This is a genomic window from Rhodoferax sp. GW821-FHT07G04, from assembly GCF_059418585.1.
Genome location: NZ_JBWKQD010000001.1, coordinates 1,684,924 through 1,696,780, shown reverse-complemented (window position 1 = coordinate 1,696,780; position 11,857 = coordinate 1,684,924). Strand labels below are relative to the sequence as shown.

At 62.6% G+C, this 11,857-nt stretch carries 11 protein-coding genes; 9 read left to right on the top strand and 2 right to left on the bottom strand.

Features of this window, described 5'->3' with window-relative positions; genetic code table 11:
- Positions 1 to 6: 6 nt before the first annotated feature.
- Complete coding sequence (locus AC07OO_RS07875) at positions 7 to 1,212, bottom strand: thiolase family protein (RefSeq protein WP_495081497.1); 1,206 nt, start codon at positions 1,210 to 1,212, stop codon at positions 7 to 9.
- 171 nt (positions 1,213 to 1,383) lie between these two features.
- On the opposite strand from AC07OO_RS07875, the gene AC07OO_RS07870 reads away from it, so the two are divergent.
- Genes AC07OO_RS07870 through AC07OO_RS07830 form a run of 9 tightly spaced genes read left to right on the top strand, consistent with a single transcriptional unit; the run spans position 1,384 to position 10,576 of the window.
- The gene (locus tag AC07OO_RS07870) at positions 1,384 to 2,169 is read left to right on the top strand and encodes a crotonase/enoyl-CoA hydratase family protein (RefSeq protein WP_495081496.1); all 786 of its coding nucleotides are present in this window, start codon (positions 1,384 to 1,386) and stop codon (positions 2,167 to 2,169) included.
- Positions 2,170 to 2,197: 28 nt separating this feature from the next.
- Positions 2,198 to 4,093 (top strand): feruloyl-CoA synthase, encoded by a 1,896-nt coding sequence (locus tag AC07OO_RS07865; protein WP_495081495.1) that lies wholly within the window; start codon positions 2,198 to 2,200, stop codon positions 4,091 to 4,093.
- Complete coding sequence (locus AC07OO_RS07860) at positions 4,090 to 4,488, top strand: nuclear transport factor 2 family protein (protein ID WP_495081494.1); 399 nt, start codon at positions 4,090 to 4,092, stop codon at positions 4,486 to 4,488. The genes AC07OO_RS07865 and AC07OO_RS07860 overlap by 4 nt, the downstream gene beginning before the upstream one ends.
- A gap of 33 nt (positions 4,489 to 4,521) precedes the next feature.
- Positions 4,522 to 5,307, top strand: a complete 786-nt coding sequence (locus AC07OO_RS07855) for an SDR family NAD(P)-dependent oxidoreductase (RefSeq protein ID WP_495081493.1) — start codon at positions 4,522 to 4,524, stop codon at positions 5,305 to 5,307.
- A gap of 59 nt (positions 5,308 to 5,366) precedes the next feature.
- A complete protein-coding gene (locus AC07OO_RS07850; protein WP_495081492.1) occupies positions 5,367 to 6,500 on the top strand; it encodes an ABC transporter substrate-binding protein in 1,134 nt (377 codons plus the stop codon).
- A 7-nt stretch (positions 6,501 to 6,507) separates the two neighbouring features.
- Positions 6,508 to 7,545, top strand: coding sequence for a branched-chain amino acid ABC transporter permease (locus AC07OO_RS07845; RefSeq protein WP_495081491.1), 1,038 nt, complete (start codon positions 6,508 to 6,510; stop codon positions 7,543 to 7,545).
- A 1-nt stretch (position 7,546) separates the two neighbouring features.
- Positions 7,547 to 9,346 carry a branched-chain amino acid ABC transporter ATP-binding protein/permease gene (locus tag AC07OO_RS07840; RefSeq protein WP_495081490.1) on the top strand — a complete coding sequence of 600 codons (1,800 nt, stop codon included), beginning with the start codon at positions 7,547 to 7,549 and terminating at the stop codon, positions 9,344 to 9,346.
- Positions 9,347 to 9,358: 12 nt separating this feature from the next.
- Positions 9,359 to 10,102: an ABC transporter ATP-binding protein gene (locus tag AC07OO_RS07835; protein WP_495081489.1), complete on the top strand. Its 744-nt coding sequence runs from the start codon at positions 9,359 to 9,361 to the stop codon at positions 10,100 to 10,102.
- Positions 10,103 to 10,117: 15 nt separating this feature from the next.
- Entirely contained in the window at positions 10,118 to 10,576 is a 459-nt protein-coding gene (locus tag AC07OO_RS07830; RefSeq protein WP_495081488.1) for a MarR family winged helix-turn-helix transcriptional regulator, read from the top strand.
- Positions 10,577 to 10,633: 57 nt separating this feature from the next.
- Here the strand turns inward: AC07OO_RS07830 and AC07OO_RS07825 are convergent, their stop codons facing one another.
- A complete protein-coding gene (locus tag AC07OO_RS07825; protein WP_495081487.1) occupies positions 10,634 to 11,644 on the bottom strand; it encodes an aldo/keto reductase in 1,011 nt (336 codons plus the stop codon).
- Positions 11,645 to 11,857: the final 213 nt, after the last annotated feature.

The following is an 11,857-nucleotide window of genomic DNA, read 5'->3' as shown; positions in this document are numbered from 1 at the left end:
CTAGGTTTAAGTGCTCAAGGCATCCGATACGCGCAGCACCGTGGCATACCCACTGTCACCCGCTGCGCAGCCGGTGAACAGGCCGACCCCGCCGCCGCGCAACACCAGCTCTTCGATCAGCTCGATGATGGCGCGCATGCCGGTGGGCGCTTGTGGGTGGCCCCAGATGATGGAGCTGCCATAGTTGTTCATGCGCTCCCATGCAAAGCCGGTGTCGCGCGCCAGCGCGATGTCGTTCACGGCAAAGGGGTTGTGCGTCTTGATGGCATCCACTTGGTGGATACCCAAGCCTGCTTGTTCGAGTGCGCGCAGCGCGGCAGGGGCAGGTGCCATCGGCATATAACCGGGCTCCACGCGGGCCATGCCAAAGCTGAGAATTTCAATTTCTATGCCCTGGTTTTTGGACACCGCACGCGCCAGATCACGCGTGGTCACAATGGCGCCCGCGTTGCCGTCGGCCGGGTGCGTTTGTCCGCCAAAGGTCACGGTTCCGTCAAGCTTGACCGGTTTGAGCTTGGCCAGGCCCTCGGCGGTGGTCGGGAAGATGCCTTCGTCGCTGCTCAGCACGCCGGTCTGCTTGCGGAATTTGGAATCCGACAGCGGTGCGTCCACCATATAACGCTTCTGGAACGCGCGGTCGTTTTCCAGTGCCTGCTGGTACTGCTGGTAGCGGTGCAGCTTGACATCGTGCTGCTCGGCAGTGCTGATGCCATAACGACGGGCCACGTTTTCGCCAGTGTCCAGCATGGGGTTTTTGGCGTAGGGGTCGTGCCCCATGTTGTCGGGCACCCAGTGTTCGGTGATGCCGTAACCACCGGTACCGGTGGCGTCGGGGTAGTACAGCACCGGGCCGTTGGACTGGCGGTCGGCCATCACCAGCAGGGCGCAGCGGGCCGTGCCACACACCACCTCTTGTGCCGCCATTTGCAGCGCGCGCACGCTGGTCGCGCAGGCCTGCTGGATGGTGGGGCCGGTCACGCGGTCAATGCCCATCATGCCGGTCACATAGGGTAGGCCATAGAAGCTGCCCTTCTGCGGATTGGTCATGCCCAGTATGGCCAGATCCACCTGGTCCAGATCAAAACCACGCGCGGCCATGGCCTGCTTGCCGACCTGCGCCGCCAGCGGCAGCGCGTTCAGGTTGGCCAGCGAACCCTGCCATTTGGCAAAGGGCGTGGACCAGTACATGCCGTAGGGAATAAACGCTTGCATTACCTTGTCTCCTTACTTGAAAGCCATCACATTCGTGTGCCTGTTCCGTTTCACAGGCGGGGCCTAGTACAAACCCTAGGCCACAGCATTTCGACCATTTCTTGTCTTGTAAATGCTGCTAATTGGTTATAGACTATAACTAAATTGATGCACTGAAGCAAGGAAATCCGAATGTCTGCAACCTCCCATTCCGCTGACCTGTCGGTCGAGATCACCGGCGCCGTTGCCGTGGTGCGGCTCACCCGCACGGCCAAACGCAATGCCATCAACGACGCGCTGGTGCTGGAGCTGCGCCGTGTTTTCGAAAGCTTTGGTACCGAGGTGCGTGCGGCCGTCATCGACGGTGATGGTGAGCACTTCTGCGCCGGCCTGGACTTGAGCGAACTGAGCGAGCGCGATGCGCTGCAAGGCCTGCACCATTCGCGCATGTGGCACAAGGCGCTGGACGCCGTGCAGTTTGGCCCGGTGCCGGTCATCGCTGCGCTGCATGGCGCCGTGGTGGGTGGCGGTCTGGAGCTGGCCAGCGCCTGCCACATCCGCGTGGCCGACACCACGGCCTTTTATGCGTTGCCCGAAGGCTCGCGCGGCATCTTTGTCGGCGGCGGTGGCTCGGTGCGGGTGCCGCGTTTGATCGGCGTGGCCCGCATGACCGACATGATGCTGACCGGCCGCGTCTACAACGCAGAGGACGGTGAACGCGCCGGCTTTGCACAGTACCTGGTGGCCAAGGGCCAGGCCTTCACCAAGGCCCTGGAGTTGGCCGAGCGCGTGGCCACAAACGCACCGGCCACCAACTACGCGTTGACCCATGTGTTGCCCCGCATTGCCGATCAGACGGCCGACCACGGGCTGATGACCGAGTCGTTGATGGCGGCCATTGCGCAGTCGGCACCCGAAGCCAAGCTACGTGTGCGGGCCTTCCTCGAAGGCCGCGCGGCCAAGGTTCAAAAAGACTGAGCCGCCGCCAGAACCATTGGAGACCCGCATGACCACCACCGTCAGCAGTGAACCCCGATACCGGCCGATGCGCTTTGGCGTAACCCGCGTGGTGCTGCGTGAAGGCAGCCAGCAGGGCGTGCGCTACCTGCGCGCCGAAGCCTCTTTGCAGCCCTATGCCAACACCATGGGCGAGCGCCTGCTGCATTGGGCCCAGGCCACACCAGACCGCACCTTGTTTGCGCACCGCACCCGCCACAACGATGGCAGCACCGGCGACTGGCAACGCCTGAGTTTTGCGCAAGCGCTCGATGGTGCGCGCCGCATCGGCCAGGCCCTGCTGGACCGCCAGCTCGGCGTCGAGCGCCCGGTGGTGATCCTGAGCGACAACGACTTGCAACACGCGCTGCTGGCCCTGGCCTGCATTTATGTGGGCATACCCTATTGCTCCACGTCGCCGGCCTATTCCACGGTCAGCACCGACCACGGCAAGCTCAAGCATGTGATGGCCACGCTGACACCGGGCCTGGTGTTTGCCAGCGACGGCCGGCGCTATGGTGCGGCGATCACGGCCGCGGTTCCGCAGGATTGTGAGGTTACTCTCAATTCAATAGCGGAATACGCCTATTCGACGAGGGCTAGAAGCACATTTGACCAACTGCTTGCCACCCAACCAACGCCCGCAGTGGATGAGGCCTTTTCTCGCACAGGCCCGGACAGCATCGCCAAATTTCTGTTCACCTCGGGCTCCACCAAGCTACCTAAGGCTGTCGTCAACACACACCGCATGTGGTGTGCCAACCAGCAGCAAATGCGCCAGTCGCTGACGCCGCTGGTGGAAGAGCCGCTGGTGCTGGTGGACTGGCTGCCGTGGAACCACACCTTTGGCGGCAACCACAACTTCGGCATGGTGCTCTACAACGGCGGCACGCTGTACATCGATGACGGCAAGCCCACGCCGGCACTGATGCACGAGACGCTGCGCAACCTGCGTGAGATTGCGCCCACGGTCTACTTCAATGTGCCCACCGGCTTTGAAGCCATTGCCGACGCGATGAAGACCGACGATGTGCTGCGCAAAACGCTGTTGAGCCGCGTCCGCATGTTCTTCTACGCCGCAGCGGCCTTGTCGCAACCCATCTGGGATGCACTGCATGAAGCCCAGGAGCGCGAGGTGGGCGAGCGCATCACCATGTGCACTGGCTTGGGCATGACCGAGTCCGGTCCCTTTGCGTTGTCGGTCAACCGCGCCAAGGTCAAGGCCGGTGACCTGGGTGTGCCAACGCCGGGTCTGGAGGTCAAGTTGGTAGTCGTGGATGGCAAAACCGAGGTGCGTTACAAAGGCCCGAACATTACGCCCGGCTACTGGCGCAACCCCGAGGCCACGCAACAAGCCTTTGACGAAGAGGGCTTCTTTTGCAGTGGTGACGCCGTGACCTGGATCGACGCTGACGATGTGCACCAGGGCCTGCGTTTTGACGGCCGCATTGCCGAAGACTTCAAGCTCAGCACCGGCACCTTTGTCAGTGTTGGCCCCATGCGCAGCAAGATCATCGCTGCCGGCGCGCCGTATGTGCAAGACGCGGTGATCACTGGCCTGAACTGCAAGGAAGTGGGGGCCATGGTGTTCCCGACCAACGAGGTGCGCAAGCTCTCGGGTCTGGGCGCATCGGCACCTATGGATGCCGTGCTGACCAGCGCGCCGGTGCAAGCGCACTTTCAACGCGTGGTGGACGACCTGGCCAAGACCGCCACCGGTAGTGCCAGTCGCATCGCGCGTCTGATTCTGTTAGCCGAGCCGCCATCGATCGACCGCGGCGAAATCACCGATAAAGGTTCCATCAACCAACGGGCCGTACTGCAGCACCGCGCCGACCTGGTCGAAGCCCTGCACGCAGGAACGCTGGACTTTACGTTGCTTCCGGCCAAGGACACACAACCATGAACTCGCCCCAACTCGACACGATCCGCGGTTACCTGAAGGCGCTCAACGCCAGCGATACCGCCGCGCTGATTGCCACGTTTGAGCCGGAGGGCATGGTGGCATCACCCTTTCTTGGCAACATGGTGGCGCGCGATTTCTTCCCCAAGCTGGCACAGGCATCGTCGCTCAGCGTGATCACCCCGATCGACCTGTTCGCCAGCGTGGAACCGGCGACCCAAGGCACCCGTGTAGCGGCCTACTTTCGTTATGACTGGACCCTCAAAGACGGCAAGGTGGTGACGTTCACCTGCGTCGACGTATTTGACTTCGCGCCTGGCAGCGACCGCATCGCCAAGATGACCATCATCTACGACACCCATCCGTTGCGCGAAGAAGTGGGCGACAAGTACGCCTGAGCTTTCCACCCCCAAACCCCAAAGAGAATTGACATGAACATTCAAGGACAATCCGCCCTCGTCACCGGTGCCGCCTCCGGCTTGGGCGAAGCCACCGCACGTGAGCTGGCCCGCCTGGGGGCCAAGGTTGCGGTGCTCGACGTCAACATGGCGCTGGCAGAAAAGGTTGCGGCGGATATTGGCGCGCAATTTGGAAACGGCTGCGCCGTGGCCTGCCAGTGCGACATCACCAACACCGACAGCGTAGGCGCGGCACTGGCCAAGGCAACCGCCGCACATGGCCCGGCACGCGTGCTGATGAACGTGGCCGGCATCGGCAGCGCCAAGCGCATTGTGCAGAAGGACGGCTCGGCCGCGCCGCTGGAAGATTTTGTGCGGGTGGTGAATGTGAACCTGATCGGCGCCTACAACGTCAGCCGTCTGTTTGCTGCAGCCTGTGCGCAGTTGGAGCGGCTGGAGGACGGTGAGCGCGGCGTGATGATGTTCACCGCATCGGTGGCGGCCTTTGACGGCCAGGTGGGGCAGCAGGCCTATAGCGCGTCCAAGGGCGGTTTGGTCGGTATGACGCTGCCCATGGCACGTGATCTGGCGCAACACGGCATCCGCGTCTGCACTGTGGCCCCGGGCCTGTTTGCCACGCCGCTGATGCAGCAACTGCCCGAGGCGGTGCAAGCCTCGCTGGCGGCCAGTATCCCGTTCCCGCAGCGCCTGGGGCAGCCGCAAGAGTTTGCCCAACTGGCCGCACACATCGTCAGCAATGGCCACCTGAACGGCGAAGTGATTCGCCTAGATGGCGCCTTGCGCATGGCACCGCGCTGAATCCAGGTCACACTCCGTTTTGCTTTTGTACCGTTCTAACTACACCAAGGAGACATCGTATGAAGTTCGTCAAATCCCTGATCGCCGCAGCCGCCACACTGGCCGTTGCAGGCAGCGCGCTGGCTGACATCACCATCGGCGTGAGCCTGTCCCTGACCGGCCCGGCCTCGGGCCTGGGCATTCCGGTGAACAACCAGATCAAGCTCTGGCCCGCCAGCATCGCCGGCGAAAAACTGAAGATCATCGTGCTGGACGATGCGACCGACCCCACCAACGGCGTCAAGAACGCCAAGCGCTTTGTCACCGATGACAAGGCCGACGTGATCCTGGGCTCGGTGGCCACGCCGGTGGCCATTCCCATGGCAGCCGTTGCCACCGAGGCCGAGACCGTGCAACTGGCCCTGTCGCCCATTCCGCTGCCACCGGGCAAGGATGGCTGGACCTTCCGCATGGCCCAGTCGACGCCCGTCATGGCGCATGCCATCGTTGGCCTGATGAAGAAGCAGGGCGTCAAGACCGTGGGCTTCCTGGGCTACACCGATGCCTATGGCGAGAGCTGGCTCAAGGACTTCACGGCCGAGGCCGAGAAGAGCGGCATCAAGCTCATTGCCACCGAGCGCTTTGCACGGTCTGACACCAGTGTCACCGCGCAGGCCCTGAAACTGGTGGCCGCCAACCCTGATGCCATGCTGGTCGTGGCATCCGGCAGCGGTGCGGCCATGCCGCACATGGCCGTGGTGGAGCGCGGCTTCAAGGGCAAGATCTACCAGACCCATGCAGCCGCCTCGCGCGACCTGATGCGCGTGGGCGGCAAGGACGTGGAGGGCGCCTTTGTGGTGTCCGGCCCGGCCGTGATCGCCGAGCAGTTGCCCGACAGCCACCCGTCCAAGAAGGTTGCGGTGCAGTATGTGCAGCAGTACGAAAAAACCTATGGCGCCGGCTCACGCAACCAGTTTGCCGCACACGGATTCGACGCGCTGGTGGTGCTGGAAAAGGCCGTGCCGTTGGCGCTGAAAGCTGGCAAGCCCGGCACCAAGGAGTTTCGCGCTGCGCTGCGCAACGCGCTGGAGACCATGGGCCGCACCGAGGTCTCGCAGGGCGTGCTGAACTGGACCAAGGACGACCACTGGGGCTTCACGCTGGAAACCGGCGTGATGGTCAAGGTGGTCAATGGTGACTGGAAAGTCGAATAGGTTTCCCATGGACTTTTCCATCGTCAGCATCTTGATGCTGGACGGCGTCACCAACGGCGCTGTCTACGCGCTGCTGGGCCTGGCCACCGTGCTGGTGTTCAGCGTGACGCGCGTCATCTTCATTCCGCAGGGCGAGTTCGTGGCCTATGGTGCGCTGACGCTGGCCATCTTCCGTACCGGCCAGGTGCCGGGCACGGTGTGGCTGCTGCTGATCATGGCGGGGCTGGCGGCTGCCATGGATGTGCGCCAGAGCTGGCTGCACACCGGCAGTGCAGGGCGCGCCGCCAAGGCTGGGTTGCGCACGCTGGCCCTGCCACTGGTGGTGTCGGGCCTATCCATCTGGGCCGCGCCGCACAACCTGCCCTTGCCGGTGCAGGCGGCGCTGACGGTGGCGATCGTCACCGCGTTTGGGCCGCTGGTGTACCGGCTGGCCTACCAGTCGCTGGCCGATGCCAGTTCGTTGGTGTTGTTGATTGTGTCAGTGGGCGTTCACTTTGCGATGACGGGACTGGGCCTTTTGTTCTTTGGTGCCGAGGGCTTTCGCAACCCCTCGTTCTGGGATGCACGCTTCAGTGTGGGACCGTTGTCCCTCAGCGGCCAGGCCACCATCATCTTCGGTGTGTCGGTGGCGCTGATCGTCTTGCTGTGGCAGTTCTTCAGCCGCACGCTGTATGGCAAGGCCTTGCAGGCCACGGCGGTCAATCGCCTTGGGGCAAGGCTGATGGGCATATCAACCCACGGCGCGGGGCAAACCACATTTGCGATGGCCGCGTTGATCGGTGCGCTGTCGGGTCTGCTGATTGGCCCCACCACCACGGTGTTTTACGACTCGGGCTTTTTGATCGGTCTCAAGGGTTTTGTCGCGGCGGTGATGGGTGGGCTGCACAGCTACCCGTTGGCCGCGTTGGGGGCCTTGTTTGTGGGGCTGGTGGAAGCGTTTGGTTCGTTCTGGGCCAGCGCCTTCAAGGAGGTGATTGTGTTCACGCTGGTGCTGCCGATTTTGTTGTGGCGCTCGGTGGCCGGTGGCCACGCGGAGGAGCATTGATATGACCGTGTTATCTGCCACTCTCCAGCGCTGGGTGTACTCGGCACGCGCCCAGCGCGTCACGCTGGTGGCCGCCATGTTGCTGTATGCGGTGTCGCCGGTGCCCGAGTTCTGGATCACCCAGCTCAACTACATCGCCATGTACAGCCTGGTCATCTTGGGCCTGGTGCTGCTGACCGGCATTGGCGGGCTGACATCTTTTGGCCAGGCCGCGTTTGTGGGCATTGGCGCCTACACCAGCGCCTACCTGAGCGTGAACATGGGCTGGTCGCCGTGGCTCACGGTGTTTGCCGGCTTGTTCATCACCGCCGTCAGCGCCTTGCTTGTGGGCTGGATCACGCTGCGCATGTCGGGCCATTACCTGCCGCTGGCCACCATCGCCTGGGGCTTGTCGCTGTACTACCTGATGGGCAATGTGGACGGCCTGGGCAAGTACGACGGCATTCTGGGCGTGCCTTCCATCATGCTGTTTGGCTGGGACATCAGCCAGGGGCGCAGCTTCTTTGTGCTGGCCTGGGGCATGGTGCTGTGTGCTGCGTTTGCGCTGCAAAACTTATTGGACTCGCGCACCGGCCGTGCCATACGCGCCATGCGCGCCAGCACGCTGATGGCCGAGGCCATGGGCGTGGACACACTGCGGCACAAGATCGGCATCTTCTTGCTGGCGGCGCTGTTCGCCAGCATCTCGGGTTGGTTGTTCGCGCACTTTCAGCACACGGTGAATCCCTCGCCGTTCAGCCTGAAGTTTGGCATTGAATACTTGTTCATGGCCGTGCTGGGCGGCGCGGGCTATGTGTGGGGTGCCATCGGCGGCGCGCTGATGACCAAGCTGCTGGAAGACGAGTTGCAGGTCTTGCTGCCCAAGCTGCTGGGCACCAGTGGCAGTTATGAAGTGATTGTGTTTGGGATAGTGCTGGTGCTGGTGCTGAAGTATTTACCGGATGGCGTGTGGTCGTTGGTGGCGCGTTATCTGCCCAAGGCACAGCGAGTGGTGGATTGGCACAATGCCAAGCCGCTGGCTGAACGTGTCAAGCCCGCCGTGGGCGACACCGTGCTGGACGTTCAGAAAATCCGCAAACAGTTTGGCGGGCTCACCGCGGTGAACGACATCACGTTCTCCATCAAGGCCGGGCAGATCGTCGGCCTGATTGGACCCAACGGCGCCGGCAAGTCCACCACCTTCAACCTGATCACCGGCGTGCTGGGCCTGACGTCGGGCGAGGTCAGCTTCTGTGGCCAGCCCATAGGCGGTCTGCCATCACGCGAGATTGCGCGCCGCGGGGTGAGCCGCACCTTCCAGCACGTCAAGATGATCCCTGAGTTGACGGTGCTGGAAAACGTGGCCCTGGGTGCGCAACTGCGCGGCAACAAGGACGCACTGTCATCCATGCTGCGGCTGGACCGCGACGAGGAACAAAGCCTGCTGCGTGAGGCCGCCCGCCAGTTGGAGCGCATAGGCATGGGCCACACCATGCACGAGTTGGCCGGCAACCTGGCCATGGGGCCGCAACGCCTGCTGGAGATTGCGCGCGCGCTGTGCAGCGATCCGGCATTGTTGTTGCTGGATGAACCAGCCGCTGGCCTGCGCCACAAAGAGAAACAAGCGCTGATCGCCGTGCTGCGCCAGCTGCGCAGTGAGGGCATGAGCATCCTGCTGGTGGAGCACGACATGGACCTGGTAATGGACGTGACCGACCACATCGTGGTCATGGAGTTCGGCACCAAGCTGATGGACGGCACGCCGCAGGAAGTGCAGCAAAGCCCCAAGGTACGCGCCGCCTACCTGGGTGTGGAACACTGAAAGATGCCAAGCATGAGCCAACCACCGTTGTTAGTTGTCAAAGGCCTGCGTGCCGGCTACGGCCGTGCCGAGGTGCTGCACGGTATCGACCTGCAAGCGCCACAGGGCAGTGTCATCACCGTCATCGGCCCCAACGGCGCGGGCAAGTCCACGCTGCTCAATGCGCTGATGGGGGTGTTGCCCGCGCAGGGCGCTATTGAATTCAATGGCCAAGCGATCAGCGCGCTGTCGCTGGAAGAGCGCGTGATGCTGGGCATTGCGCTGGTGCCTGAAAAGCGCGAACTGTTTGGCACCATGCCGGTGGAAGACAACCTGGTCTTGGGCGCCTTTCGCCAGGTACGCCTGGGCAACAAGGCCTGGCGTGAGCAGATGGATGTGGTCTACGAACTGTTCCCCCGCCTCAAGGAGCGGCGCACGCAGCTGGCGGGCACGCTGTCAGGTGGCGAGCGGCAAATGCTGGCCGTGGGCCGCGCGCTGATGTCGCGCCCCACGCTGCTGATGCTGGACGAACCCAGCCTGGGCCTGGCGCCGCTGGTGGTGAAGGAAATCTTTCGCACGATTGACGCCTTGCGCAGCACCGGTGTGACCACTCTGCTGGTGGAGCAAAATGCCCGCGCTGCACTGGAAGCTGCGGATTACGGCTATGTGCTGGAGATGGGCGACATGGCCTTGCACGGCCCGGCCAAAGACCTGGCGACCGATGCGCGGGTCATAGACACCTACCTGGGCGCTGCGCGCAAGCCGGTTGCGGTGTGAGGGCAAAATAGGCGCATGGATGAAAAAAATCAGACGCCCTACGTGGAAACCGTAGACACCAGCTTTCTGGAAACCCTGGTGGGCTACAACGCCCGGCGTGCCGCGCTGGTCGTCATCGACCAGTTCATGCAGCGCATGGCCCCGTTCGATCTGCGAACGGTGGACTTCTCGGTGCTGTCCCTGATCCGCCACAACGCCGGCATTACGTCGCGCCAGCTGTGCAGCCACCTGAATATCCTGGCGCCCAACCTGGTAGCCATGATCAACAGCCTGGAAAAGAAAAAAGTCATTGTGCGCAAGCCCCATCCACTGGACGGCCGGGCCATGGGCTTGCACCTGACCGCCAAAGGGCAGAAGCTGGTGGCGGAGGCCGAGAAGGCCGTCAGCCAGCTGGAAATCGATGCCACCAACGGGCTGACCGCAACCGAGCGCAAAAACCTGTTGGTGCTGCTGAAGAAAATCTACAAACAGTAAACTTGCCGCTAGCCCTCTTGGATTGGACGTGAGTAGCTATAAAGTTTGTAGCTATCGTCAAGAGGCGAATGCTTCAGTATCCACCTCGCCATTACCTTGGGCGTTGTAGCGCGAGCCCACCACCGTGTTTTGGTTGATCAGACCATCTAGCTTGGCCATCGTGGCCGCGCTCAATGACACGCTGGCCGCCTCCAGGTCTTCGGCCAGGTGCGACACGCTGGTGGTGCCGGGTATGGGGATGATGTGCTCGCCCCGGTGCAGCAGCCAGGCAATGGCCAACTGGGCTAGCGTGCAGCCTACTTCTTTGGCAACCTGTTTAATACCGCTGAGCAAGCGCAGATTGGCCGCATAGTTGTCGGGCGCAAAACGCGGCATGCTGCGGCGTATGTCGCCAGCGTAGAGCGCAGACACATCCAGCAGCTTGTCACACAGCAGCCCTCGGCCTACGGGGCTGAATGCCACAAAGGCAACGCCCAGTTCTTTGCATGCATCCAGCACCGCGATCTCGGGGTTGCGCGTGGCCAGCGAATACTCGGTCTGCACCGCTGCAATCGGGTGCTCGGCATGCGCGCGGCGCAGCGTGACGGCGGACACCTCCGACAGGCCAATGCTGCGAATATGGCCCTTGCGCACCAGGTCACCCAAAGCGCCCACGCTGTCTTCGATCGGCACGCGCTTGTCCCAGCGGTGCAGGTAGTAGAGGTCGATCACATCGGTCTGCAAGCGGCGCAAGCTGTCTTCGCAGGTTTTGCGCAGTGTTTGCGGATGACCGTCGATGACGCGCACCAGCTTGCCATCGCCGTTGACATCCACGCCCTGCATGCCGCATTTGCTGGCCAGCGTGAATTTGTGGCGGTGGGTTTTAAGCACCTTGCCCACCAGCGTCTCGTTGGCGCCAAAGCCATAGAGCGCGGCCGTGTCAAACAGCGTGACCCCTGCATCCAGCGCCGACAACAGCACGCGCTCGGCCTGCTCGGCAGACACCGGTGCGTCGTACCCGTGGCTGAGGTTCATGCAGCCGAAGCCGATGGCGGAGACTTGGAAGGGGCCTAGGGTGCGGGTTTGCATGTGGCGTGTGGACGGGGTGGAGAACTGCCTAGTTTAGGGGATGGGGTATTTGCGGGTATGGATCAAGGCCAATGAGACGCTAGCCCTCGTCAAATATGCTTCAGGAGCTATCAATTTGGTAGTAAATGCGAATGAAGCAGTGATGCCCAGCGGGAACGACGTTGCTTAAAAGCGGCCAGTCGATTGAGACCAAAGTCGATAAAGCCTTGACGG